The organism is Aliiroseovarius sediminilitoris, assembly GCF_900109955.1.
GTDB classification, from domain to species: Bacteria; Pseudomonadota; Alphaproteobacteria; order Rhodobacterales; family Rhodobacteraceae; genus Aliiroseovarius; species Aliiroseovarius sediminilitoris.
Genome location: NZ_FOJB01000001.1, coordinates 86,555 through 109,957 on the forward strand (window position 1 = coordinate 86,555; position 23,403 = coordinate 109,957).

The 23,403-nt window shown below is 58.6% G+C and carries 26 protein-coding genes; 16 read left to right on the plus strand and 10 right to left on the minus strand.

All coding sequences use genetic code 11. The annotated features are described in order from the left end of the window. Positions 1-5: 5 nt before the first annotated feature. Positions 6-473: a YbjN domain-containing protein gene (locus BMY55_RS00395; RefSeq protein WP_091427309.1), complete on the plus strand. Its 468-nt coding sequence runs from the start codon at positions 6-8 to the stop codon at positions 471-473. A gap of 47 nt (positions 474-520) precedes the next feature. Here the strand turns inward: BMY55_RS00395 and BMY55_RS00400 are convergent, their stop codons facing one another. Genes BMY55_RS00400 through BMY55_RS00415 form a run of 4 tightly spaced genes read right to left on the minus strand, consistent with a single transcriptional unit; the run spans position 521 to position 3,995 of the window. Further along, positions 521-1,705 (minus strand): lytic murein transglycosylase, encoded by a 1,185-nt coding sequence (locus tag BMY55_RS00400; protein WP_091427311.1) that lies wholly within the window; start codon positions 1,703-1,705, stop codon positions 521-523. A gap of 60 nt (positions 1,706-1,765) precedes the next feature. Next, the gene (gene cbiB / locus BMY55_RS00405) at positions 1,766-2,683 is read right to left on the minus strand and encodes an adenosylcobinamide-phosphate synthase CbiB (RefSeq protein WP_091427313.1); all 918 of its coding nucleotides are present in this window, start codon (positions 2,681-2,683) and stop codon (positions 1,766-1,768) included. Continuing rightward, positions 2,680-3,627, minus strand: coding sequence for a threonine-phosphate decarboxylase (locus BMY55_RS00410; RefSeq protein ID WP_091427315.1), 948 nt, complete (start codon positions 3,625-3,627; stop codon positions 2,680-2,682). Before BMY55_RS00410 ends, cbiB begins: the two co-directional genes overlap by 4 nt. Next, complete coding sequence (locus tag BMY55_RS00415; protein WP_091427317.1) at positions 3,624-3,995, minus strand: DUF1636 family protein; 372 nt, start codon at positions 3,993-3,995, stop codon at positions 3,624-3,626. Before BMY55_RS00415 ends, BMY55_RS00410 begins: the two co-directional genes overlap by 4 nt. Positions 3,996-4,184: 189 nt before the next feature. Here BMY55_RS00415 and BMY55_RS00420 point away from each other — a divergent pair, with 189 nt between their 5' ends. Genes BMY55_RS00420 through BMY55_RS00430 form a run of 3 tightly spaced genes read left to right on the plus strand, consistent with a single transcriptional unit; the run spans position 4,185 to position 6,155 of the window. Beyond that, the gene (locus tag BMY55_RS00420) at positions 4,185-4,553 is read left to right on the plus strand and encodes a response regulator (RefSeq protein WP_091427319.1); all 369 of its coding nucleotides are present in this window, start codon (positions 4,185-4,187) and stop codon (positions 4,551-4,553) included. 46 nt (positions 4,554-4,599) lie between these two features. Continuing rightward, the gene (locus tag BMY55_RS00425; protein ID WP_091427321.1) at positions 4,600-5,241 is read left to right on the plus strand and encodes an HAD family hydrolase; all 642 of its coding nucleotides are present in this window, start codon (positions 4,600-4,602) and stop codon (positions 5,239-5,241) included. Further along, the gene (locus BMY55_RS00430; RefSeq protein ID WP_245744608.1) at positions 5,238-6,155 is read left to right on the plus strand and encodes an ornithine cyclodeaminase family protein; all 918 of its coding nucleotides are present in this window, start codon (positions 5,238-5,240) and stop codon (positions 6,153-6,155) included. Before BMY55_RS00425 ends, BMY55_RS00430 begins: the two co-directional genes overlap by 4 nt. A gap of 90 nt (positions 6,156-6,245) precedes the next feature. Here the strand turns inward: BMY55_RS00430 and rpsU are convergent, their stop codons facing one another. Beyond that, on the minus strand, positions 6,246-6,452 hold the full coding sequence (rpsU, locus tag BMY55_RS00435; protein ID WP_091427324.1) for a 30S ribosomal protein S21: 207 nt from the start codon (positions 6,450-6,452) through the stop codon (positions 6,246-6,248). Between the two features lie 110 nt (positions 6,453-6,562). Between rpsU and BMY55_RS00440 the strand changes: the two genes are divergently transcribed. Continuing rightward, entirely contained in the window at positions 6,563-7,267 is a 705-nt protein-coding gene (locus BMY55_RS00440) for a COQ9 family protein (protein ID WP_091427327.1), read from the plus strand. Further along, positions 7,260-8,246, plus strand: a complete 987-nt coding sequence (locus tag BMY55_RS00445; RefSeq protein ID WP_091427329.1) for an NAD(P)H-quinone oxidoreductase — start codon at positions 7,260-7,262, stop codon at positions 8,244-8,246. The genes BMY55_RS00440 and BMY55_RS00445 overlap by 8 nt, the downstream gene beginning before the upstream one ends. A 23-nt stretch (positions 8,247-8,269) precedes the next feature. Here BMY55_RS00445 and BMY55_RS00450 read toward each other — a convergent pair whose 3' ends face one another. Together BMY55_RS00450 and BMY55_RS00455 are read right to left on the minus strand one after the other, a co-directional pair. Then, positions 8,270-8,779: a GNAT family N-acetyltransferase gene (locus tag BMY55_RS00450; RefSeq protein WP_091427331.1), complete on the minus strand. Its 510-nt coding sequence runs from the start codon at positions 8,777-8,779 to the stop codon at positions 8,270-8,272. 27 nt (positions 8,780-8,806) lie between these two features. Then, positions 8,807-9,448, minus strand: coding sequence for a ribonuclease T2 family protein (locus BMY55_RS00455; protein ID WP_091427332.1), 642 nt, complete (start codon positions 9,446-9,448; stop codon positions 8,807-8,809). 148 nt (positions 9,449-9,596) lie between these two features. On the opposite strand from BMY55_RS00455, the gene BMY55_RS00460 reads away from it, so the two are divergent. Next, positions 9,597-10,343 carry a DUF1013 domain-containing protein gene (locus BMY55_RS00460; protein ID WP_091427334.1) on the plus strand — a complete coding sequence of 249 codons (747 nt, stop codon included), beginning with the start codon at positions 9,597-9,599 and terminating at the stop codon, positions 10,341-10,343. A gap of 145 nt (positions 10,344-10,488) precedes the next feature. After that, positions 10,489-12,708, plus strand: a complete 2,220-nt coding sequence (locus BMY55_RS00465) for an ATP-binding protein (protein WP_091427335.1) — start codon at positions 10,489-10,491, stop codon at positions 12,706-12,708. Here BMY55_RS00465 and yaaA read toward each other — a convergent pair. The 3 genes from yaaA to BMY55_RS00480 are packed head-to-tail and all read right to left on the minus strand — an operon-like array spanning position 12,705 to position 15,860. Further along, on the minus strand, positions 12,705-13,466 hold the full coding sequence (gene yaaA, locus BMY55_RS00470) for a peroxide stress protein YaaA (RefSeq protein ID WP_091427336.1): 762 nt from the start codon (positions 13,464-13,466) through the stop codon (positions 12,705-12,707). The two genes, BMY55_RS00465 and yaaA, sit on opposite strands and share 4 nt — an antisense overlap. Position 13,467: 1 nt before the next feature. Then, positions 13,468-15,513, minus strand: coding sequence for a DNA helicase RecQ (gene recQ / locus BMY55_RS00475; protein WP_091427338.1), 2,046 nt, complete (start codon positions 15,511-15,513; stop codon positions 13,468-13,470). 59 nt (positions 15,514-15,572) lie between these two features. Continuing rightward, a complete protein-coding gene (locus BMY55_RS00480) occupies positions 15,573-15,860 on the minus strand; it encodes a YggT family protein (RefSeq protein WP_091427340.1) in 288 nt (95 codons plus the stop codon). A gap of 126 nt (positions 15,861-15,986) precedes the next feature. Here BMY55_RS00480 and BMY55_RS00485 point away from each other — a divergent pair, with 126 nt between their 5' ends. The 8 genes from BMY55_RS00485 to BMY55_RS00520 all read left to right on the plus strand — a co-directional run bounded on the left by BMY55_RS00485 (position 15,987) and on the right by BMY55_RS00520 (position 23,399). Next, positions 15,987-16,517 carry an acyl-CoA thioesterase gene (locus BMY55_RS00485; protein WP_091427341.1) on the plus strand — a complete coding sequence of 177 codons (531 nt, stop codon included), beginning with the start codon at positions 15,987-15,989 and terminating at the stop codon, positions 16,515-16,517. A 56-nt stretch (positions 16,518-16,573) separates the two neighbouring features. Continuing rightward, on the plus strand, positions 16,574-17,938 hold the full coding sequence (locus BMY55_RS00490) for an MFS transporter (RefSeq protein WP_091431865.1): 1,365 nt from the start codon (positions 16,574-16,576) through the stop codon (positions 17,936-17,938). A 59-nt stretch (positions 17,939-17,997) separates the two neighbouring features. Then, on the plus strand, positions 17,998-18,843 hold the full coding sequence (gene mepA, locus BMY55_RS00495) for a penicillin-insensitive murein endopeptidase (protein WP_245744753.1): 846 nt from the start codon (positions 17,998-18,000) through the stop codon (positions 18,841-18,843). Next, on the plus strand, positions 18,816-19,763 hold the full coding sequence (locus tag BMY55_RS00500) for an esterase-like activity of phytase family protein (protein WP_091427345.1): 948 nt from the start codon (positions 18,816-18,818) through the stop codon (positions 19,761-19,763). Before mepA ends, BMY55_RS00500 begins: the two co-directional genes overlap by 28 nt. Before the next feature lie 72 nt (positions 19,764-19,835). Then, positions 19,836-20,456 carry a queuosine precursor transporter gene (locus BMY55_RS00505; RefSeq protein ID WP_091427346.1) on the plus strand — a complete coding sequence of 207 codons (621 nt, stop codon included), beginning with the start codon at positions 19,836-19,838 and terminating at the stop codon, positions 20,454-20,456. A 288-nt stretch (positions 20,457-20,744) separates the two neighbouring features. After that, positions 20,745-21,164, plus strand: coding sequence for an alternative ribosome rescue aminoacyl-tRNA hydrolase ArfB (gene arfB, locus BMY55_RS00510; protein ID WP_091427348.1), 420 nt, complete (start codon positions 20,745-20,747; stop codon positions 21,162-21,164). A 19-nt stretch (positions 21,165-21,183) separates the two neighbouring features. Next, positions 21,184-22,461, plus strand: a complete 1,278-nt coding sequence (locus tag BMY55_RS00515) for an aspartate aminotransferase family protein (protein WP_091427349.1) — start codon at positions 21,184-21,186, stop codon at positions 22,459-22,461. Continuing rightward, entirely contained in the window at positions 22,458-23,399 is a 942-nt protein-coding gene (locus BMY55_RS00520) for a phosphotransferase enzyme family protein (RefSeq protein WP_091427351.1), read from the plus strand. The genes BMY55_RS00515 and BMY55_RS00520 overlap by 4 nt, the downstream gene beginning before the upstream one ends. The last annotated feature ends 4 nt before the right edge of the window (positions 23,400-23,403 follow it).

Genomic DNA, 23,403 nt, shown 5'->3' on the forward strand with positions numbered 1-23,403 from the left:
ATGACATGAAGTTGCAAGAGCTTACAGCGTCCGCAGTGATTGGAGCCGGTCTGGCGACCAGCGCTTTTGCCGATCCGATCAAAGCGTCTGATCCACAAACCGTGCTGGCTTATTTTCAAGATATTGGCGCCCCGGCCACGCTGACCGAAGACAGCGTGGGCGATCCGTTGATCGAGCTTCAGTACTATGGCACGACTTTCGCCATCTTCTTTTATGGCTGTTCTGACAACATCAACTGCAATTCGCTTCAATTCTATGCCGGCTACACGGCCGAAAATGAAATCTCGTCCGAGGCGCTGAATACATGGAATGCCGAACAACGCTATGGCCGTGTTTATCAGGATGACGAAGGAAATAAGAAGCTGGAATACGATATCTATACCGGGAATGCCGGTGTCGATTCAGACGACTTTGACGAAATGTTCGACATCTGGACCGAGCTTGTAGAGAGCTTCGAGGCCGTGCTTTCCTGACCGTCCGCGCGGCCATCCATGCTGGCTCACAGCTGCATGCGCAAGACCTACAACACCTTTAACAATTGCGCGGTTGGCCATGCGTCGGCTGGCAAGTCAAGCCTGACCTGTTCTTTTTGAACCGCGGCACGTGTCTTTGCACCCAGAATGCCATCGACCTTGCCCACATCATGCCCGCGTGCCTGTAGCTTTTTCTGAAGTGCCTTCATCTGCTGGCCCGAGAAAGCCGGATCCGGGTTGCCCGCATTGTATACCGGCGCCCCTTCCAACCGGGTGGCGAAATAGGCGGCGGTGGTCACGTAAACGAAGCTCTTGTTCCATTCAAAATACACGCTGAAATTTGGGTAAGCGATGAAGGCTGGTCCCTTGCGCCCCTGCGGCAAAAGAATCGATGCTTGCAGATCAGACGCGCCGAACGACCCGTGGCGCGGCTTCACGCCAAGACCTGCCCAATCAGCCACGCTGAGCGTTGTGTCCAGACCGGTTGTTGACCAGTCGAGGTCCTGGGGAACTGTCACCTCCTGCAACCAGGGTTCGCCCGCGCGCCAACCCAGTTTGCGAAGCATATTCGCCCCGGACAGAAGCGCATCGGGGGGCGAGGTGCGCAGATCAACCGTGCCGTTGCCATCGGCATCTACACCCGCCTCGATAATGTCGCCGGGCAGCATCTGGACCATGCCAATCTCGCCGGCCCATGCGCCCTTGGAGGTTTTGGGGTTGAAACTGCCCTTCTCGAAAAGCTCCAGTGCCGCAAAGACTTGTGGCTGAAACAGCTCTGGACGCCGGCAATCATGCGACAGGGTCATCAGCGAGTTCAAAGTGTTGAAGTCCCCCTGCACCGCGCCGAAGTCAGTTTCAAACGCCCAGAATGCCGTCAGAACGCCGCGACTGACGCCATATGTCTGCTCCATCTTGTCAAAAACACTATCGTATTTCTTCATCATCGACTTGCCACGCGCCATTCGGTCATTGCTGATCAAGCGACGAGAGAAGTCGATAAACGGCCGCTGAAAGATGCCTTGCGCCCGATCTGCCTTGATCGTCGCCGGATCCTGCCGAACCGATGCAAAGAAGGCATCGACGGCGGATTGCGCATGTCCACGATTGATCGCCTCGGCCTTCATGGCGGCGGTGAAACTATTAAACCCGCCACCACATTCCACAAGCTGGGCAAAGGACGGTGCGGTGCCCAACAAAATCGCCAATGTGGCATGGGTCAGGATCTTGTGCATGGTGCAACCTCGTATTGTGCAACCTCGTATTGAACTGAAGTGCACGTTACCTGACTGACACTAGGTGACAACCGCAACCAGGATCACAAAGCCGAGCATCACCAACCAGCCGGACCACAACAGGTCAACGGATTGGTCGATTTCCTTCGGGCCAATGTCACGCACGCCCTCTGCATTCACCCAAGGAAAGTCCCGCATTTCGCCTTCATAGGAACGTGGGCCGGACAGCGCGACACCCAGCGTCGCGGCCATGGCGGCCTCGGGCCAACCGGCATTGGGCGAACGGTGCAAGGGCGCATCGCGGCGGATCACGCCCCACGCCTGCCATTGCCAACGGCTGACCATGAACAACACCGCTGTCATGCGCGCGGGCACCCAGTTCATCGCGTCATCCAGCCGGGCGGCGAACTTGCCGAACGCTTCGTGACGCGCGGTGCGATAGCCAATCATGCTGTCCGCCGTGTTTACGAGCTTGTAGACAAGGATCCCCGGCAGGCCTGCGATCAGAAACCAGAAGGCTGGCGCAACAACGCCGTCCGAGAAGTTCTCGGCCGCGCTTTCGATGGCGCTTCGGGATACGGCGGGGCCATCCATCTCGGCGGTGTCGCGCCCGACGATCTGACTGACCGCGTCCCGCCCCTGTTCCACAGATTGCCGCAGCGCATCCGCCACCGCCTGAACATGCTGCGTCAGCGATTTCTGCGCCAGTAGGACTGCGACCACGATGACCTCTAGCACGCCACCGAAGGACACATCTTCAATGGCCCAACCGATCATCGCCGCAATCACACAGAACGCGAGCACCCCAAGCGCCCCGCTGGCCATAGGGTTGTCGCCTTTGTTGAATGTCTGATCCAGCCATTCGATCGCCTTCCCCATCAGCACGGCCGGGTGCGGCACGCGTTTCCACAACCACTCCGGTTCGCCAACCAGAGAGTCCAGAAGCAAGGCGAGGACAAGGATCAGGGCGCCGCTCATAACGCGCGTTCCAACTGTGCCCAGCCGGTTGCAGACGGCAGGCCAAGTCGGAGCCATCGGTCGGAATATGGAAACACCCGCGACCAGATGTGTCCCTTGGCCAGACGTTGCTGCCAAGCGGCGGCGTCGCCGACCTCATAAAGCCGGAAAAGTGTAGTCCCCCCGACCAGCGTCACCCCTTTACTTGTCATCAGCTCATCCAAGCGCGTCGCATCAGCGGCCAGCCGGGCGCGGGTCCGGTCCGCCCAGTGCCGATCTGCCAAAGCCCGCGTGCCAATAGTCAGCGCCGGACCAGAGATTTGCCACGGCCCGATGGATTCTCGCAATCGAGCGACAAGCGCAGGGTCGCCAATTACAAAGCCAAGCCGCAACCCTGCCAAGCCCCAGAACTTGCCAAAACTTTTCAGGATCAGAACGCCGGGTTTAGTCGCGGAATTGATATGACTTGCGTCCGGTGTGACGTCGCAGAAACTTTCATCAATAACCGTCAGGGGTTGGTCAAAGATCGGCGTTGTCCACAGATGTCCGTCCGGGTTGTTCGGGTGCACAACCACGCGGGCGTCCGCGCTGCCGCTATCTTCGACAGACCACCCCTGGCCCCGAAAACTCGCCGCATGTTCGTTATAGGTCGGGCCCGGGATCACAACCCGGCTGGCCAGACGCAAGGACGGGATGCGCGCAATCAGGGCCGAGGCACCGGGCGCGGCCAGAATCGCGGCCCCCTCGGGCACCGACCAGAATCGGCGCGCGGCGCGCTCCAGTCGCTCAAACGCGGCTTCGTCCGGCAGGCTTTCCCACGCATAGGACGGCACGTCGCCCACGGGATAGGGCATGGGGTTGATCCCGGTGGACAGGTCCAGCCAATCCGTGCGCGCGCCACCATATTGGGCCATGGCGGCATCCAGTCCGCCGCCATGATCGCGTATCGGCCCGGTCTGGATCATTCGCCGTCAGGCAACGGCATGTGGCGCGTCACGAAATGCCCCTTCACCGCCTGCGGCCATTCGCGGTACGGCACCTGACCCGACGTGCTTTCCGCATGCGCCTTGGCATAGTCAACCACGCCCTGAGCCGCCTCGACCGTCGGATCGAACTTGCCCAGCGTATAAGACAGCTTGCCATCTGCCTGTATCGCCACGTTGCAGCTGTTGTCACATCCCATCAGGCACGACACGCGACGGGTTTTAACCACTGTGCCCGACGCGCGTTCTTCGATCAGGGCGGCCAAAACCTCGCCATCCGTCAGCGGGTTGCGTGCCGCATCCCAGTCTTCACGTTTGCATGTGTCACAGATTGTGATCCAGGTGGTCATTTCGCGCTCCCATGTTCTGTTGGGGTTTGAACCGGAAAATCATGCGAAACACAATGGTGGATGCGGCATCTGATACACACAACGCGGCATCCTTTTTTCCAGCGCGGCACTTTGTCCATTAACCTTTCCTGCGCGTTGTCATAGATATGCACGCTTGTTCATGCGATCCTGAAAGGCGGAGTGCATAAGATGCGGGTGTTGATTGTAGAAACCAACCCGGAACTGGCCAAACTTTGGGCCAGCCACTTGCTGCGGCAGGGGATTGAGGTTGAATGCGCACATGATCCTGACGGCGTCACCCACCTGCTGGATCACCAGAGTTTTGATGTGGTGGTCCTGAATGCAACGTTCGCCGGTGGGAACAGCATCGCGATTGCCGATTATGTGGCCTTTCGTCTGCCCACCGCGCGCGTCGTCTTTGTCACCGCAAGCACGTTTTTCTCGGACGGCTCGATTTTCAATCATATTACCAATGTCCATGCCTGTGTCTCGGCTGATATCCCGTCCGAGGATCTGGCCAATGTGATTGCCTTTCACGGTGCCGTTGACAACGGATAGGTGCAAAGCGGCTTGCGCCGCGATCTGGCTTCGCTAGGGTCTGGGCATGACCAAGGAAACTTCACCCCGCCACACCATCGGCGCCGTCGTTTTCGACATCGGAAACGTGTTGATCCGCTGGCAGCCCGAAGACCTTTACGACCAATGGATCGGGCGCGAGCGCCGACTGCAAATGTTTGAAAGTCTCGATCTGCACGCGATGAATGATCGGGTCGATCGGGGTGGAGTGTTTCAGCAGGTCATCTATGACTTCGCCGAGGCAAACCCGACCTATCGCACAGAAATTCGCTGGTGGCATGACCGCTGGCTTGAGATGGCTCAACCCGCCATCGACCTGTCGGTACAAACACTGCGGGCGTTGAAAGGACGGGGGCATCCGGTTTATGCACTTTCGAATTTCGGCCGTGAGCCATTCGTTCTGGCCGAGGAAAAGTTCGAGTTTCTGGCAGAGTTCGACCGCCGCTATCTTTCCGGGCATATGGGGGTCGCAAAACCCGATGCGCAGATCTATGAGATGGTCGAGGCTGACTGCGGCCATGATCCGCGCACGCTTTTGTTCGTCGATGACCGGGCAGAAAACATCGCCGTTGCCGCCAATCGCGGCTGGCAAACCCACCACTTTACCACTTCACGCAACTGGGCCGATCACCTGATCGCTTGCGGACTGTTAGACAAGGATGACCTGTGACCCCTGCCATGATCCCCTTCGATGCCGAGACCCTTCTGGATTGGCGCGCACTAACCGATGCGATTTTGCAGGGTCACTTGCGGCCCAAAGCTGAAATTGGCGACACGTTCCTGTATCGCGGCGATGATACGATGCTCACCCGTTCGGCGTGGATCGACGGGCTTGGGATTGCAGTCAAGACCGCCAACATCATGCCCGGCAACCCGGCGCGGGGCGAACCGATGATCCATGGGGCAGTGAACCTCTATGACGATGTCACCGGGTTGCTGGATGCGATTGTCGATTTCCATTTGGTCACCAAATGGAAGACCGCCGGTGATAGTGTGCTGGGCGCGCGACTGCTGGCGCGGCCTGACAGTAGGGTGATCCTGATCGTTGGCGCGGGCACTGTGGGGCGCAACCTGCGTGACGCCTATGGCGCGCTGTTTCCCGACGCCCGTTTCCTGATCTGGAACCGCAGCCCCGACGGCGCACAGAAATTTGCGGATGAATGTGACAAGACCGAAATCGTCGCTTCGCTTGAGGACGGTGTGAAACGGGCCGACATCATTACCTCGGCGACCATGACCACCGATCCGCTGATCAAGGGCGATTGGTTACGACCGGGCCAGCATCTGGACCTGATCGGTGCCTATCGCCCGGACATGCGGGAAGCGGATGATGAAGCCCTAACCCGTGCGCGGCTGTTCATGGACAGTCGTGACACCGTTCTGGACCATATCGGAGAATTCAAAGACCCGCTGGCGCGCGGGGTGATCGCGCGCGATGATGTGGTGGGCGATCTTTACGATCACAAAGATGGTGTGTTCACCCGCCAGCCTGACGACATCACGCTTTATAAGAATGGTGGCGGCGCGCATCTGGATCTGATGACCAGCCGGTATATTCTGGAGGTTTGGCGCGCGGCGCACTAACCCCAAAAACAAACCCCCGAAGCGGCTGCTGCGGGGGTCGTTTTTGGTAAGCGGTTGACAACCCGCCTGCCGAATACACTTGGGCGTGATTTACATCATGCCTTCGCGTTGCGCTTTTTTCCGAGCCAGCTTGCGCTGACGGCGAATCGCTTCAGCCTTCTCGCGCGCCTTCTTCTCGGAGGGCTTCTCGAAATGTTGCCGAAGCTTCATCTCGCGGAAGACACCTTCACGCTGAAGTTTCTTCTTCAGCGCACGAAGCGCCTGGTCTACGTTGTTATCGCGTACCGAAACCTGCATGTGGTTGTCACCACCTTTCTAAGTTAGAGTTTGCATCAGTTGCAGGAAGCGCCCATCTAGCAGCCCTTGCCGCTTTTGTCCAGTTCACCCTCATCCGCGAGGAACGCACCATGACCGACAAAGAAAAGATGCTTGAAGCCGCCATCGCCCATGTCCCCTTTGACGGCTGGAGCGATGCGACCCTGATCGCCGCCGCACAGGATTGCGATCTGACTGAAGCCGAAGCCCGCGCCATGTTTCCCCGTGGTGCCCTGGATCTTGCGCTGGCGTATCACCGCAAAGGCGACGCCGACATGGTGGCCCGGCTAAAGGCCGCAAATCTCGCTGACATGCGATTTCGCGACCGGATCGCGGCGGGTGTTCGGTATCGGCTTGAGGTCGCAGAGAAGGAACTGGTGCGCAAGGGAATGGCGTTTTTCGCCCTGCCGCAGAATGCCGGCGATGGGGCAGCCGCGCTATGGCACACCTGCGGGTTGATATGGGAGACATTGGGCGACAAATCGACCGATCTGAACTGGTATACGAAACGCGCCACGCTGTCAGCGGTCTATTCATCCGTCGTGCTGTTCTGGCTGGGCGACGACACAGAGGGGAACGAAGCCACTTGGGCTTTCCTTGACCGCCGCATCGACGACGTGATGCAGATCGAGAAGATCAAAGGGCAAGCCCGCGACAGCGCACTTTACAAGGCATTCATGTCCGGACCGGGCAAGATATTGGACGCAATCAAAGCGCCCGGCGCACCCAATCCAAACTACCCCGGTCGCTGGCAACCGGAAGAGACTGGCGATAAGGCTGGGGGCAAGAATGACTGACACCATGCGCGCGATCGAGATCACGGAACCCGGCGGCCCCGAGGTTCTACATCTTTCTGAACAGCCTATCCCAACACCTGCCCCCGGCGAGATCCTGATCCGCGTGGCCTTTGCAGGCGTAAATCGCCCGGATGCGCTGCAACGCGCGGGGTCATACGCACCGCCCCCAACCGCCAGCCCCCTGCCCGGCCTTGAAGCCTCGGGCGAGGTTGTGGCTGTGGGCGACGGTGTGACCCAGTGGTCCGTGGGCGACAAGGTCTGCGCGCTTCTGCCCGGCGGCGGTTATGCCGAATACGTCACCACCCCCGCCGCCCACGCCCTGCGCGTGCCGGATGGGATGGGCATGAAAGAAGCCGCCTGCCTGCCCGAAACCTTCTTCACCGTCTGGTCCAACGTGTTCATGCGCGGCGGGTTGCAGGCGGGCGAACGGTTCCTTGTGCACGGCGGCAGTTCAGGTATCGGCACGACCGCGATCCAACTGGCCAACGCCTTTGGCGCGCGGGTGTTCACCACCGCAGGCTCGGACGAGAAATGCGCTGTCTGCCGCGATCTGGGGGCCGAACGCGCGATCAACTACAAGACCGAGGATTTCGTCGAAGTGATGAAGCCCGAGGGCGGCCCCAACCTGATCCTCGACATGGTGGGCGGCGACTATATCGCGCGTAACATCAAATGTTTGGCGATCGAGGGCCGCATGGTCCACATCGCGTTCCTGTCCGGCCCCAAGGCCGAGGTTAACTTCGCCATGATCATGGCCAAACGCCTGACTGTGACGGGATCAACCCTGCGCCCGCAATCCGACCTAGCAAAGGCCCGGATTGCCGAGGAACTGGCCGAGAAAGTCTGGCCCTTGCTGGACGAACGCCGCGTCGCGCCTGTGATGGACCAGACGTTCCTGCTGGAAGACGCGAGCAAGGCGCACGCGAGGATGGAGACCAGCACGCATATTGGGAAGATTGTGTTGGAGGTTGGGGCGTGAAGACCCATCGCTTCACGGCGCGATCATGTCAAACGAAGTGAATAGACATTGTTGAGAAATCGCTCATCTTCAATGCGAAAATATGTTTGTCCCACCTGTTCGAATCCCTGCGTGAGATAGAAGGAAATTGCCGGGTCATTGCTCTCATTGGTCGCGAGCCAAATAGATTCCGCATTTTTTTCTCGGCAATATTGGATTGCTGCATTCAGCATTCGGGTTCCAGTTCCTTTTCCGTGATGACGGGGTTGGACATAAAGCGTGGATAACTCCATATCAGAACACCCCAAGACCGGTGAATTGCTGTCCGCAGACACCCGCACGAACCCATCGATCCCTTCATCATTTTCAGAGACAAGAATAAACTGCTTGGGGTCTGAAATGAGCTTCTCAATATTGGCGGTTGTGAATTCGTCCAAAGCATAGTCTGCGAAAAACGCTCGCACACCGCGTTTCAAATATGTTCCGAGCCACACCTCGATCGAGATTGCAGCAATGCTTGAAGCATCAGACTTAACCGCTTTTCTAAGATCCATTCGCTGTACCTTGGTTTGGACTGGGACCTAGCGCACCGGTTCCAACAACGCGCTCTGCGCACCGCAATCCCGGCGCACGTCTCGGGCGCAGATGCGCGGTTCCAGGTCGCGGGTCAGGCACAAGCGCGCCTCCTGGATGCGGTCTGCGCGGCAGGTGATGGTCAGCATGTCGGGCTTCCAGTCGGGGTTGGCTTGCAGGAACGCTTCCTCGACGACAGATGCGGGCAGGCGGACGGGGGTGGTCAGTTTGCGCAACACCTCGGGCCGGTTCACCATGTTGAACGCTCGTCGGGCAAGGGCATAATATTCCTCAGCCTCCAGCCCGGCGCAAGTTCCGTGCTTTTTCCACTGATACCAGGCCGCACCGCCCGCGCCGAAAATGTCAGCCTGTGCATTGGTCAGACTGCGCGACGGGGCGCGTGCGGATGTGCGGCAATAGCTTGGCCAACCTTCTTCATACTGTGGCCACAGCCCGTGCACGACCCAGCCCAGATCGCGGTCGGGGTCGCATTGTTCGGACCCGCGCGCATCGCCTTCAACGGCGCACCAGTTGGGCGACCAACTGAGCGACAAGACGTAATAATCAAAGTCGCCGGCCTGCTCACCATCCGCCCACAGCGCGAATGCCGAAACCAGCCAGAGAATACCGCCTGACAGCAACTTTCGCATTTTGCCTTCCCTCTTTCCCTCTTCCCCCTTATATAGGCCTCAAGTTCCCCGACAACGGAAACCGGCCTGATAAAGTCCCCGCGACACAGGCAGCCCAGCCAGGGCGCGGGAAAGTTGTATCCGGGGTCAGTTTCTAAGGAGTGTTCAGATGAGCAAACTGATCATGGCAAAAGCCACCGCCGTTTGGCTGGTGGACAACACCACACTGAGCTTCAAGCAGATCGCCGATTTTTGTGGCCTGCACGAGCTGGAGGTTCAGGGCATTGCCGATGGCGATGTGGCGACCGGCGTCAAAGGGTTCGACCCGGTGGCAAACAACCAGCTTGACGCGGAAGAAATCGAGAAAGCCGAGAAGGACCCTCTGCACAAGCTGAAGCAGAAATTCTATGCGGCGGCGACCGGCGAAGAAAAGCGTCGCGGCCCGCGCTATACCCCGCTGTCCAAGCGTCAGGACCGCCCGAACTCGATCCTGTGGCTGGTCAAGTTCCACCCGGAACTGGCCGACAGCCAGATCTCGAAGCTGGTGGGCACCACCAAGCCGACCATTCAGTCGATTCGCGAGCGCACGCATTGGAACATCCAGAACATGGAGCCGATCGACCCGGTTGCATTGGGCTTGTGTAAGCAAAGCGAACTGGACCTTGCGGTTCAGAAGGCAGCTGCCAAAAAGGCCAAGGAAGGCGGCGTGATGTCGGATGACGAGCGTCGCAAGCTGGTTTCGACCGAGCAGAGCCTTGGGATGGACCCCGAGCCGAAAATGCCCAGCGCCATCGAAGGTCTTGAAACATTCACCCTCTCGGGTGCGCCGGATGACGATAAGGAAGAAGCCGTGCCCGACGCAGACAGCTTCTTCAATCTGCCGGACAATGATGACGACGACGACGACAAGGATTGATCCAGCCCCGGATTAACCCAAAGCCCCGGCCTTGTTGCCGGGGCTTTTTTGGTTGGGCACCTGTTTTCTGATGCGTCATTAAGACCCTGTTCACCCTGTTCCATGATGCTGTGTCTCATGGAAATGGTGACTCGGAGAACCGGGGATGAAGATCGAAGATATTCTTGCACAGGAACGGCGCGCCAGAATGGCCGCTGAACGACTTCTGGCGCAGAAACAGGCTGAACTGACCAACGCGAATCGCATTCTTTCACAACATGCGCTGAGCTTGTCGGACGAGATCATAGAAACACGCGTCGCCGTGGAAGAAATCAAGGGCGAGAACTCGCAAGTGCGCGCGGATCTTGAGAAGGCGAACGAAGAGGTGGTCATCGCCAAGCGACGGCTTTGGGATTCGCTGGAAACCATCGAGGATGGATTTGCCGTTTTTGACCAATCGGATCGGATGATTGCCGCCAACAGCGCCTATCTGGAACCATTTGACGGGCTAAGCTGTGTGGCCCCCGGCATTCCCTATACCGACATCCTGCACATTGCGACGGATGAAGGGATCGTCGACATTGGCGACATGCGGCCACTTGCCTGGCGCGACATGATGCTGGATCGCTGGCGCGCTCCGTCGCGCGATCCCGTTGTGCTGCGACTATGGGATGGCACTCATATCAAGCTGGTCGATCGACGCTCACGTGATGGCGACATGGTCAGCCTTGGCCTGAACATTACCGAGACAATCAAGTACCAAGCCGAGTTGCGGGACGCGCGCCACCGGGCAGAGGCCGCAAATCGCGCCAAGTCAACGTTTCTTGCCAACATGAGCCACGAGATACGCACGCCAATGAACGGGGTTGTCTCGATGGCCGAGATCATGGCCGAAGGCGATCTGGACGATGAGCAGCGCCTGTACATTGATACGATCCGCCAATCGGGCGAAGCGCTACTGACCATCATCAACGACGTGCTTGATTACTCAAAGATCGAGGCCGCCAAACTTACGCTGCAACCCGAGGAATTCGATCTGGAACGCGTGATTTTGGATGTCGTGACACTGTTACAGCCTGCCGTGCAAGAAAAAGGCATCCGGCTGATCGTCGATTTCGACTTGTTCATGCCATCGAAATTCATCGGCGATGTGGTGCGGATACGTCAGATCCTGACCAACCTAATTGGCAATGCGGTCAAATTCACTGCGGAAGGGCACGTGTTGGTGCGCGCCATCGGGCTGCCGTTGAGCGACAGTGGTGAACAGCAGGTTCATGTCACCGTCGAAGATAGCGGTATTGGCATCCCGGAAGACATGCAGCGCCACATCTTCGGCGAATTCAATCAGGTCGACACGGAACGCAATCGCAAGTTCGAAGGAACGGGGCTTGGGCTGGCCATCACCTCTCAGCTGGTTGACCTGATGGGTGGCGAAATCTGGGTCGACAGCCAGGAAGGCGTCGGGTCATGTTTCGGGTTTCACATCGCGCTTCCGGTCAAGGAAACCACCGAACCGCCGCAACTGTCCGGCGATGCAGGCTGGGTGGTCATGGCGATGGAAGATCGTCTGAACCGAGCCATTCTGGAAAAAAGGTTCGAAGCGACAGGGTTGCGCACCAAACTATATGACCCGCTGAATCCGTCCAGTTCGACCGTGCACGAGGCTGCGCTGATACTGGTCGATGAACAAAGCGCCAGAATTCACATGCAGAACGGGGAACCCTTCGTGCAGACGCTGCGCGCGCAAAACCCGACCGCGCCCATCATCTTTTTGACCGCACCCCAATCGATGACCGCAAAACAAAGCGATGACGTTGGCTGCGCCACGCGCGTTATGCAACTGCCCCTGACCCGCAGCGCGGTGTTCGAAATCATCAACCAGATCGGTGCCCCGCCCCCAGACCCCGTGCTTACAATAGCGGAAACGGGTGATGATGCGCCCTTGCTGCTGACCAATTCGGACCGATCCGACCTTCGGCGAATGCGCGTTCTTGCGGCCGAGGACAACAAGACCAACCAGTTGGTCTTTACAAAACTGTTGAAGGATCTGGATATCGACCTTCACTTTGTCAGCAACGGCATAGAAGCGGTTGAGGCGTTTCTAACATTGCAGCCCGACATCATCTTCATGGATATCTCGATGCCCGAGGTCGACGGAAAAGAGGCCACGCGACGCATTCGGATGTTGGAACGAGACCAGACATTGCCCCGGACACGCATCGTCGCGTTGACGGCGCACGCTTTGACCGGGGATGACCGCGACATCCTTGCGCATGGGTTGGATCAGCATTTGACAAAGCCGCTCAAGAAACCCGAAATTCTGCATGAAATCCTGACACACTGCCCGGACGAGGCACGATGCCCCCTGCCGGGAAGCTGCTGCTAGCTTTCGTCGCGCAGGAAAATCAAGTCGTCACCCTCGCTCATGTCGGGCTGAAACGTATATCCGCCCAGATCAAAGTGTTTCAGGGCTTCAGGATCGCGGACGCGGTTTTGCACAATGAACCGCGCCATCGCACCGCGTGCTTTCTTGGCGAAGAAGCTGACCACTTTGGGACCGCCCGGTTTCATCTCCAGAAACTGCGGTGTGATCACGCGCAGGTCGAGCGCGTCCCGATCCACCGCCGAAAAATATTCAACCGAGGCGCAGTTCACAAGGATATCGCTGGAGGTACTGTCCGCCCGTTGGTTCAGCTCTTTCGCGATGTCATCTGCCCAAAACTCATAGAGGTTTTTGCCTTTCTGGTTCTTCATCCGCGTGCCCATCTCAAGACGATGCGGCGCGATCTGATCCCGTGGTCGCAGCAGGCCATACAATCCCGAAAGTATACACAGATGTTCCTGCGCGTATCGCAGTTCATCTTCTTCCAGACTCCCAGCGTCCAATCCGGCATAGGTGTCGCCCGCAAACATCTCGATCGCTGGTTTTTCGCCCGCACCACCGCCAAAGGCGGCGAACCGTTCGACATTCAACGCACCCAGCGCGGGCGAGATGTGCATCAGGCGTTCCAGATCTTTGCCCGACAGCTTCCGCGCTGCCTTGGCAAGAGTTTCTGCCTGATCCTGAAAGACAGGGCGCGTCCCGCCTGTCATCTTTGCAGGTTTTTCGTCCAGCCGCTTGGCTGGTGACACGACAACCAACATGTCATTCCCCTTCTGTCAGCATGTCGATGAAAGCAGTTCCAAATCGCTCGGCTTTCTGATCACCCATCCCAGAGATTCGGCTCAGTTCGCCGATTGTCATCGGCTTGCGTTCGGCAATCTGGCGCAAAGTGGTCGCTGTCACACTCAAGTGCTTTCCGGTGCCATCCTCGCCCCGTGCCAGGTCGATCGCAACCGCATGCAACCGGTCAAACAGCCCCGCCGCCGCACGCCCGGCCAGCTTGCGCCTGTGCGGATGAAGCTCTGGTGTGTCTCCATTGATAACTTCAAGAAACGCCTGGCCATAACTTTCCAGCTTCTTCGCCCCAACGCCACCAATCCGGGCCATATCGTCCAGATCAGAGGGCCGCTTTTCAGCCATTTCGATCAGGGTTTTATCATTGAAAACAACATAGGCCGGTACGCGGGCGGTTTCGGCCAAAGCGCGACGTTTTGCTTTCAATGCGGACAAAAGCGGCGCATCCTCTTCGGCGACCATCATCTTGGCTGTCGGTCGCCGCGTGCCGGTTTTCAACGTGTCGCGGCGCAGTTCGACCTGCGCCTCGCCGCGCAACACGGGATGCGCCTTTTCGGTAATGCGCAATGCACCGTGCCGTTCAGGGTCGGGGCGCACCAGATCAAGCCCCAGCATCTGCCGGAAGACCGCCTGCCACATGCGTTTGTCGTGATCCTTGCCAACCCCGAATGTCGGCAACTGGTCATGGCAACGGTCTCGGATACGGTCGGTCATGGTGCCGCGCAAGAGGTCGATCAGATGACCGGATCCGAAACACTCGCCCGTCCGCAAGATCGCCGACAGTGCCTTCATCACGTCGACCGTCCCGTCAAACAGGTCAGGCGGTGCGGTGCAGAGATCGCAATTGCCGCAAGCGGGCGTGTCTTCTCCGAAATAGGTCAGAAGTTGTTGACGACGGCAGCCATGAGCTTCGGCCAGACCCAAGAGGGCGTTCAGGCGGCCATGATCCGCGGAACGACGTTCAGATGGGGCCAGTCCTTCGTCGATTTGCGAGCGCCTCAGCCGGATATCATCAGCCCCAAACAGGGTCAGCGTGTCGGCGGGCGCTCCGTCGCGGCCAGCCCGGCCAATCTCCTGATAATAGGACTCGATGGACTTGGGCAGGTCGGAATGGGCGACCCAACGAATGTCGGGTTTATCGACGCCCATGCCGAAGGCTACGGTGGCGACGACGATCAACCCGTCTTCTTGCTGAAACTGGCGTTCGACCTCGCGTCGGTCTTCGGCATCCATTCCACCGTGGTAATGGACCGCCGGATGACCTGCATCGCGCAGCGCCTTGGCCAGCGTTTCGGTGCGCGCGCGGGTGGCGGAATAGACGATGCCGGACTGCCCTTTGCGGGCCGCCGCGAAGCTCAGGATCTGATTGCGGGGGCTGTCCTTGGCGGCGAAGGCCAGATGGATGTTCGGGCGGTCGAACCCGTGCAGAAACGTGCGCGGAGGCGCGCCGTCGAAAAGTTTCTGAATAATCTCGGCGCGGGTTTCTTCGTCTGCCGTGGCCGTGAAGGCGGCCAATGGCACATCGAGGGCGCGGCGCAGCTCTCCGATCCTCAGATAGTCCGGGCGAAAATCGTGTCCCCATTGGCTGACGCAATGCGCCTCGTCCACCGCGATCATGGTCACGCCTGCGTTGCGCAACAGGTTCAAGGTGCCCCCCGACGCCAGCCGTTCAGGCGCCATATAGAGCAGCTTCAACTCATCCCTTGATATGGCGTCGAACACCGCATCGGTCTCGTCCTGCGTGTTACCCGAGGTCAGCGCGCCTGCGTTCACCCCGGCCGCCTGAAGCCCGCGCACCTGATCGCGCATCAGGGCAATCAGCGGGGAAATCACCACCGTCACACCATCACGGATCAGGGCAGGCAGTTGAAAACACAGCGACTTTCCGCCACCCGTTGGCATGATCGCCAAGGTGTTTTCACCACGCGACACGGCTTCGACTATTTCGGCCTGTCCGGGGCGAAATTCATCGAAGCCAAAAACGGATTTCAAAAGGTCCAGATCGCGGGGCATGTGTGCTGCTCGTTATTTTGAGGGCACATTCCCACGCGCGACCGCTCGGAACAAGGGGCTTAGTAGAAGGCGGACGCGTTGTTGATCAGAATGATCCGGACCGCATAAAGCGCGATAAGAGCAACCAGCGGCGCGAAGTCCAACCCACCCATTTGCGGCAGAAAGGCGCGAATGCGCGAATAGACGGGTTCCAGCAACCGGTTCAGCCCATACCAGACTTGCGCCACGATATGTTGCCGCAAGTTCAGCACCTGAAAATTAATCAACCACGACATCACGATATGCGCGATCAGGATGAACCAGGCGATATCCACGATCAGCATCAGGATTTGAAACAGCGACTGCATAGGGGCTCCTTTCGGGTTGTCCGTTTCATCTAGGGAAGGTTGCCCGGCAGGGCAAGGGTGACGCGCGGTTCCGGTTGACGTTTCCACGGGCCGAAGGCAGGTCGAACACAACCTGAAGGAGCCGCCATGTATCCGTTCATCCGCATGTTCAAAGAGTTGATCATAAACGCACGGGCCAAGCCCCTGCCGATCACCGGCACCCATATCAGCCATCATATGTGCTGGCCGTGGGACATCGACCTGTGGCGCGAGTTGAACAATGGACGCACCCTGACACTTTATGATCTTGGACGCATTCCGCTGGCCGGACGCACGGGGCTTTCCCGGATGCTGATCAAGAACCGCTGGGGTCTGACAATGGCAGGTGCCTCGGTTCGGTATCGCAAGCGAGTGCGCACCTTCGTTCGGATCGAGATGCGCAGCCGCTTGGTGGGCTGGGACGACCGGTTCATCTATGTCGAACAAGGCATGTGGCTGGGCGGCGAGTGTGCGAACCAGATCGTCTATCGTTCCGCAGTCACCGATCGCAACGGCATCGTGCCCACCGCCCGCGTGGTCGAAGCGTTGGGATATGATGATCCGCCACCAGTGTTGCCTCAATGGGTGCAGGCTTGGATCGACGCCGACGCGCAGCGCCCCTGGCCGCCCGAAGCATGACACCCCTTGCCCGCGCGCTGGTTTCGCTGTTTGATCATCCGAAACAGGGAGCAGGCATGGCAGAGATCTCGACGCGCAAGCGCATATGGGGCTGGTTTTGGTTCGATTGGGCCAGTCAACCCTATCACACTCTGCTTCTGACCTTCATTTTCGGCCCGTTCTTCGCCGCCATCGCGACAGAGCATTTCATGGCGCAAGGGCTGGTGGAGCAAGCCGCCGATGCGAAAGCGCAAAGCATCTGGTCCTGGGGGCTGGCTGCCGCCGGTCTGATCGTTGGATTTGGCGCGCCGATCATGGGGGCACTTGCCGATACCGCCGGGCGGGTGCGTCCGTGGGTTGCGGTCTTCAGCCTTCTTTATGTCATTGGCGCAGGCTCGTTGTGGTGGACACAGCCGGACGGGTCAAACTTGTGGGTGATGATGCTGATGTTTGCCGTCGGCTTCATCGGGGCAGAGTTCGCACTGGTTTTCACCAATTCACAACTGCCCAGCCTTGCCGATCAGGATCAGGTGGGCGAAATCTCGGGCTCGGGCTTCGCCTTCGGTTATATCGGTGGTCTGGTGGCGCTGGCGATCATGCTGACACTGTTCGTCGAACAGCCCAACGGAAAAACCCTGATCGGACTTGCCCCCGGACTGGGCCTGCTGGACGCCGAGGCACGCGAAGGCACACGGATCGTTGGACCCTTCGTCGCGGTATGGTTCATGCTCTTCATGATCCCCTATGCACTGTGGGTGAAGGACCTTCCCGGACCCGCTGCAAAATACAGTTTTTCAGGTGCATTTGCCATTCTGGGCCGAACCATCCGCGGCCTGAAAAACAAGAGAAGCCTTGCAGCCTATCTGGGCAGTTCGATGTTTTATCGCGATGCGCTGAATGGCCTTTACGGGTTTGGCGGGGTCTATGCGAGCCTTGTTCTGAACTGGTCAATCGTCCTGATTGGGGTCTTTGGCATCATATCGGGTCTTGCCGCGGCGGGGTTTAGTTGGCTGGGGGGGCGTGTTGACCGAAAGCGCGGACCGAAGCCAGTCATCATCGGATCTATCCTCGTTCTGATGGCGGTCTGCTTTCTGATCGTGAATATGACGCGCGAGGCGATATTCGGCATCGCACTGCCTGAAGGATCGAATATCCCGGACATCCTTTTCTTTGGCTGCGGCATGTTGATCGGTGGCATGGGCGGCACGTTGCAATCGGCCAGTCGGTCGATGATGGTGCGCCATGTTGACCCGGAAGCCCCCACTGAAAGTTTTGGGCTTTATGGTCTGTCAGGTCGGGCCACGGCGTTCATGGCGCCCGCCCTGATTGCATGGTTCACGACGATGACAGGCAGCGCACGGCTCGGCGTATCTCCGCTGATCGGGTTGTTTGCATTAGGGCTTTTGCTTTTGATCTGGGTTAAACCTGAAGGTGAGCAGTGAGAGGCAGCAAGACTATGGTTGTGAATTTCATTCGTGGTTCGGTTTTGATCGGCGCCCTGATGTTTGCTGGCGCAACGCTGGCCCCAACCAAATCCACGGCCGAAACCGCCGCAAAACAGCTGTTTGGTGCGGAACGTGCGGGATCTGCGCAGAAATCCGCGCCTTTTGGGTCTTATGCAAAAGGGTGTTTGGCCGGGGGCGAGCAGCTTTCGCAAACCGGTCCCACATGGCAGGCTATGCGTCTGTCACGCAATCGAAACTGGGGACATCCAGAGCTGATTGATTTCATCAAAGATTTGTCTCGCAAAGCCGCAAGGCAACCCGGTTGGAACGGCCTCTATATCGGTGATATGAGCCAACCGCGCGGCGGACCGATGTTGACTGGACACCGATCCCACCAGATCGGGTTGGACGCCGATATCTGGATGCTTCCGGCGAAAAGACTGAACCTGTCGGCAAATCAGCGCGAAAGTATCTCGTCCATATCGATGCGGCGGGCAAAGGGGGCGTTTGTCAACACGTCCTGGACCCGGGCCCATCACGAAATCCTGAAAGCCGCTGCAAAAGACAAGCGCGTGGCGCGGATTTTTGTTTTTCCCGGTGCGAAAGTTCAAATGTGTAAGGACGAAAAAGGCAACCGCGACTGGCTAAGGAAAATCCGGCCCTGGTATGGGCATCACTATCATTTCCATGTCCGTCTGAAATGCCCGAAGGGAATGCGCGGCTGTGTCGATCAGGCACCACCGCCCCCTGGCGACGGCTGCCAGGATGCGGTGAACTGGGTCAATGATATCCTGAATCCCAAACCTGCCCCGCCCACTCCTCCAAAACCAAGCAAGCCACGTGGCCCGCTGACGCTTGCTGACCTGCCAAATCAATGTCGCTCCGTCTTGTCGTCGCGTTAGGGGCGCTGGCAGCGCTTGTTGGTTTCTATACCGTTGATCTTGGTGCGCAGACGGTGTCCGAGGCCAAGCTGCTGTCGACAACGCGCTGGTATGGCGGAGACGATGCAGTGTTTGGTGGCTTTTCAGCTCTTGAAGTCAGCGAAGATGGAAAAACCTTTGTCGCACTGACTGATCGCGGTCACATCACGCAAGGTCAGTTCGTGCGCAAAGACGGCAAGATCAAAAAGGTCGCACATGGCCCGTTGAAGAAACTGACATCGCCGCGCGGCGACCCGCTCAGCGGTATCTGGACAGACAGCGAAGGCTTGGCCATTGCACCTGATGGCACGATCTATGTCAGCTTCGAAATTCGTCACCGCATCGTGCGGTACAAGCCCGGACAAACGAAAGGCGTTGACCTGCCGAACAATCCAGCCGCCAAAAGAATGTCGGCCAACGCGGCACTGGAAGCGCTTGCCGTGCAACCGGATGGCACCATCCTTGTGATCCCTGAAGGGAATGGTGCTCAGAAAACACCGCATCCCGTCTATCGCCTGCGCCCGGGTGCGACGGAATGGGAAAAGCCCTACGCCATTCCACGCTATCGGCCTTATGTGCCGGTTGGGGCAGATGTTGGACCGGATGGGCGGCTCTATCTGCTGGAGCGGCATCTGAGCAGCATCTTTGGCTTCACCAGCCGCGTTCGCCGGTTCGACATGACCGACGAACGTCTGACCAACGAAACCATATTGCTGCAAACCGAAGTTGGCGAGTTTGACAACCTTGAGGGGTTGGCGGTCTGGCAGGATCACGACGGGCTGATCCGATTGACCATGGTGTCAGACGACAATTTCAAGTTCTTTCAGGTCACGGAGATTGTTGAATATGTCGTTCCCCAAGGCGTCGGTGTGAAAACAGAACACTTGATCAAAAACCAATGAGCCGTTAAACGCAGCCCGTTCCCGCCAATTGGGAACCAAGTCTCCGCAACCTTGCTAAAACGGACCAACAACATGACCCGTATCCTTCCTGGCGTGATCGCCATGGCCGCCATCGTGGTGGCGTCAAACATCCTGGTGCAGCATCTGTTCGGCCAATGGCTGACATGGGGTGCTTTCACATATCCTTTTGCCTTTCTTGTCACGGACGTGATGAACCGCGTCTATGGCCCGTCGGCTGCGCGCAAGGTTGTCTTTGCTGGCTTCGTCACCGGTGTGATTTGCAGCTTTATCGGCACCCAGATCATTGGTGAGTTTGGACCGCTTGTGACTTTGCGCATTGCGATCGCCTCTGGCCTTGCCTTCCTGACGGCACAGCTTCTGGACGTTGCTATCTTTGATCGATTGCGGGGCGGCAAATGGTGGCGCGCACCTGTGGCCAGCACCATCATCGGTGGCACGGTGGACACCGCGATCTTCTTCACCATCGCCTTCTCTGCCAGTCTTGCGTTCCTTGAAATCGGCAATGATGTTGGCTGGGCGAACGAGGTTCTGCCAATGCTTGGCAGTGGTCCGAACGCCCCGCTTTGGATATCTCTCGCGGTGGCCGATTGGCTGGTAAAAATGGCGATTGCATTTGTCGCACTGGTTCCATTTCGCCTCATTGTCACGAAACTTTCACCAAATCCTGCGTGAAAAGTTTTGACAAACGCAAAATCTGTGGCAACCTCCTAGATATAGAAACAACGAGAAAGGAGGTGTCCATGTCAAGAGATACAACGGAGCGAGGTGCCGGGACAATCTAGGTCGCGACTTTCCGGGGCAGCCCCCGGTGAGGAATGCGGATCTTATTGACCCAACTTCTTGGCAGTCTAACCGGTCCCACCTCCTTAATTCTCGAAAGGGTCGTCCCAAAGCGGGCGACCCTTTTCTTTTGGCATTTCCGGGATTTCCGTTTTGGATCCAATTCGATAAGTTGCCGCCATGATCCGCGTGACCGACGATATCACCCTGCAAGATTGGGAGCTGAGTGAAAGTTTCACTCGCAGTTCCGGCCCCGGCGGGCAGAACGTGAACAAGGTCGCGACTGCGGTCGAACTTCGGTTTGAAGCCGCGCGATCGCCGAGTCTGACCCCGCCCGTGAAAACGCGGCTGAAGCGGATCGCGGGGCGCAAATGGACGCAAGACGGCGCGATTGTGATCCGGGCAGAAGAAACGCGCAGCCAAGCCCGCAACCGCGAGATCGCGCAAAACCGCCTTGTCGAAATGATACGCCGCGCACTGGTCGCACCAAAACGGCGGATTGCCACCAAGCCCACCCTGGGGTCGAAAAAACGCAGGCTGGACGCAAAGACCCGCCGCAGCCAAATCAAAGCCCTGCGCGGGCGCATCGACGACGATTAACCTGACTGGAGCCTTACCTATGTCGGACACCCCCACCCTTCTGCAACGTCGCGCGCGGCTTCTTGGCCCGAACATGACGACGTTTTACAGCGATCCCGTTCACATCGTGCGTGGTGAAGGGGCCTGGCTATGGGATGCCGATGGGAACAGATTCCTTGATTGTTATAACAACGTGCCCCATGTGGGACACGCCCATCCGAAAGTGGTCGAAGCAATCACCCAACAGGCTGCCACATTGAACACACACACCCGCTATCTGCACGAAGGCATCTTGGATTACGCCGAGCGGCTGACCGGCACGATGGATCATGACCTGGATACCATGATCATGGTTTGCACCGGGTCCGAGGCCAACGACATCGCCCTGCGTATGGGGCGCGCTGTGACGGGCAAGACGGGGATCATCTGCACCGATAACACATATCACGGAAACACCGATCTGGTGTCGCATCTGTCGGCCAAGAAAACACCCATTGGCGGCGCGGTCGAATGGGTCAAGAAAGTGCCATCGCCGGACACGCTGACCCCGCTGGGTGGTCGTGACGAGGCGCAATCGCAAGCCTTTGCAGACGAGGTTCAGGCGGCGATCGACGCACTTGAAGCTGAAGGTCACGGCTTTGGCACCCTGATCCTTGATCCGTTCTTTGCCAACGAAGGGCTGCCCGAGCTGTCCCACGGCTTCCTTGACCCGACCGTTGATGTGGTTCGCAAAGCCGGCGGCGTCATCATCGCGGACGAGGTGCAGCCGGGTTTTGGCCGAACGGGTGGTCATTTCTGGGGACATCAACGGATCGGCTTAGCACCAGACATCGTGACCATGGGCAAACCGATGGGAAACGGCCACCCGGTTGCCGCCGTTGTCACCCGACCCGAGATCATGGCCGAATTTCGCAATCGTTTCGGCTATTTCAACACGTTTGGCGGCAATCCTGTTGCCGTCGCTGCCGCTTCAGCCGTGTTGGACGTGCTGGAAGAGGAGGGCCTGATGACAAATGCCCTCAGAATCGGCGAGCACCTGGAGAAGCTGCTTTGCCAAGTCAAGCATATCAACACGGCCGACATTCGCGGGGCAGGCCTGTTCTGGTGCGTCGAGTTTGACATAGATGGCGACACCGAAGCCGCCGCGCCGTTCTGTGCGCGACTGGTGGACGAGATGCGCAATCGCGGGGTGCTGCTACACTCGGTCGGGCGCCATTACCACGGCATCAAGATTCGTCCACCCATGTGTTTTGATCGCGCGCAGGCCGAACTTCTGGCTGAAACGCTTGATGCCGCAATGAAAGCGCTGCCCGCATGAGCGCGCTGAAACAGGCCCTCGCGGCGTGGGATGCGAAGGACATTCGCATGATCAAGAACCGCGAAAACGTGGTTCACGAAGTGCGCATTGACGGACGTCCCGCCGCACTGCGCCTGCACAGGCCCGGCTATCAAAGCAAGGCTTCGATCCAGTCGGAGCTGGACTGGATGGCCGGATTGGCGTCTGCGGGGATGCGCGTGCCCGCCCCCATCCCGATGCGATCCGGCGACACGGTGGCCGATCTGGGTGCAGGTCAGATCGCGACGGTGGTTTCGTGGGTTGACGGTGCGCCGATTGGTGAAGGTGGCGTGCCGCTGCCGGGAACCGAGGTGGACCAAGTTGCGCTTTATCACTGTGTGGGGCGCGAGCTGGCAACCCTGCACAACCTGACCGACGCTATGATTCTGCCTCAGGGTTTCTCGCGCCACCGTTGGGACATTCCTGGCCTTTTGGGCGACAATCCCTTCTGGGGCCGGTTCTGGGAGAGCCCCGCTTTGACCGAGGGTGAACGCGCCCTGATCCTGCGTGCCCGTGCTGTGGCGCATGACATGGTGACGGCGTTTGCCGAAGATGGCGCCGATTTCGGACTGATCCACGCAGACGCCCTGCGCGAAAACATCTTTGTCAAAGACGGTGAGCTGACGTTGATCGACTTCGACGACGCGGGCTTTGGCTTCCGCATCTATGATCTGGCCGTGATGATGACCCAGAACGAGGATGAACCCGCCGCCGATGCCATCCGCGATGCCGCAATCGCAGGCTACCGCACCCTCCGCTCGTTCCCTCATGATGCGGAAGCCCTGCTTCCGCTGTTCGTAATGATCCGCCGGTTTGCCTCGATGGGTTGGGCCGTGCCGCGAAATCCGCCCGACGGCCCGGCCGTGCGGGACTATGCTCAGAAAGCTGTCAGGGCCGCACGCACGTTCCTGAGGGCATAGCGCA

Excerpts from the sequence above, each read along its gene's own strand:
- BMY55_RS00420 (WP_091427319.1), top strand. The coding sequence starts at position 4,185 with ATGCGGGTGTTGATTGTAGAAACCAACCCGGAACTGGCCAAACTTTGG.
- BMY55_RS00520 (WP_091427351.1), top strand. The coding sequence starts at position 22,458 with ATGAGCGCGCTGAAACAGGCCCTCGCGGCGTGGGATGCGAAGGACATT.
- cbiB (WP_091427313.1), bottom strand. The coding sequence starts at position 2,683 with ATGAGCGGCGCCCTGATCCTTGTCCTCGCCTTGCTTCTGGACTCTCTG.
- BMY55_RS00440 (WP_091427327.1), top strand. The coding sequence starts at position 6,563 with ATGACCGACAAAGAAAAGATGCTTGAAGCCGCCATCGCCCATGTCCCC.
- recQ (WP_091427338.1), bottom strand. The coding sequence starts at position 15,513 with ATGCCCCGCGATCTGGACCTTTTGAAATCCGTTTTTGGCTTCGATGAA.
- BMY55_RS00500 (WP_091427345.1), top strand. The coding sequence starts at position 18,816 with ATGTCGCTCCGTCTTGTCGTCGCGTTAGGGGCGCTGGCAGCGCTTGTT.
- BMY55_RS00425 (WP_091427321.1), top strand. The coding sequence starts at position 4,600 with ATGACCAAGGAAACTTCACCCCGCCACACCATCGGCGCCGTCGTTTTC.
- BMY55_RS00465 (WP_091427335.1), top strand. The coding sequence starts at position 10,489 with ATGAAGATCGAAGATATTCTTGCACAGGAACGGCGCGCCAGAATGGCC.
- rpsU (WP_091427324.1), bottom strand. The coding sequence starts at position 6,452 with ATGCAGGTTTCGGTACGCGATAACAACGTAGACCAGGCGCTTCGTGCG.
- arfB (WP_091427348.1), top strand. The coding sequence starts at position 20,745 with ATGATCCGCGTGACCGACGATATCACCCTGCAAGATTGGGAGCTGAGT.
- yaaA (WP_091427336.1), bottom strand. The coding sequence starts at position 13,466 with ATGTTGGTTGTCGTGTCACCAGCCAAGCGGCTGGACGAAAAACCTGCA.
- BMY55_RS00485 (WP_091427341.1), top strand. The coding sequence starts at position 15,987 with ATGTATCCGTTCATCCGCATGTTCAAAGAGTTGATCATAAACGCACGG.
- BMY55_RS00505 (WP_091427346.1), top strand. The coding sequence starts at position 19,836 with ATGACCCGTATCCTTCCTGGCGTGATCGCCATGGCCGCCATCGTGGTG.
- BMY55_RS00415 (WP_091427317.1), bottom strand. The coding sequence starts at position 3,995 with ATGACCACCTGGATCACAATCTGTGACACATGCAAACGTGAAGACTGG.
- BMY55_RS00515 (WP_091427349.1), top strand. The coding sequence starts at position 21,184 with ATGTCGGACACCCCCACCCTTCTGCAACGTCGCGCGCGGCTTCTTGGC.
- BMY55_RS00445 (WP_091427329.1), top strand. The coding sequence starts at position 7,260 with ATGACTGACACCATGCGCGCGATCGAGATCACGGAACCCGGCGGCCCC.
- BMY55_RS00450 (WP_091427331.1), bottom strand. The coding sequence starts at position 8,779 with ATGGATCTTAGAAAAGCGGTTAAGTCTGATGCTTCAAGCATTGCTGCA.
- BMY55_RS00395 (WP_091427309.1), top strand. The coding sequence starts at position 6 with ATGAAGTTGCAAGAGCTTACAGCGTCCGCAGTGATTGGAGCCGGTCTG.
- mepA (WP_245744753.1), top strand. The coding sequence starts at position 17,998 with ATGTTTGCTGGCGCAACGCTGGCCCCAACCAAATCCACGGCCGAAACC.
- BMY55_RS00455 (WP_091427332.1), bottom strand. The coding sequence starts at position 9,448 with ATGCGAAAGTTGCTGTCAGGCGGTATTCTCTGGCTGGTTTCGGCATTC.
- BMY55_RS00410 (WP_091427315.1), bottom strand. The coding sequence starts at position 3,627 with ATGATCCAGACCGGGCCGATACGCGATCATGGCGGCGGACTGGATGCC.
- BMY55_RS00460 (WP_091427334.1), top strand. The coding sequence starts at position 9,597 with ATGAGCAAACTGATCATGGCAAAAGCCACCGCCGTTTGGCTGGTGGAC.
- BMY55_RS00400 (WP_091427311.1), bottom strand. The coding sequence starts at position 1,705 with ATGCACAAGATCCTGACCCATGCCACATTGGCGATTTTGTTGGGCACC.
- BMY55_RS00490 (WP_091431865.1), top strand. The coding sequence starts at position 16,574 with ATGGCAGAGATCTCGACGCGCAAGCGCATATGGGGCTGGTTTTGGTTC.
- BMY55_RS00480 (WP_091427340.1), bottom strand. The coding sequence starts at position 15,860 with ATGCAGTCGCTGTTTCAAATCCTGATGCTGATCGTGGATATCGCCTGG.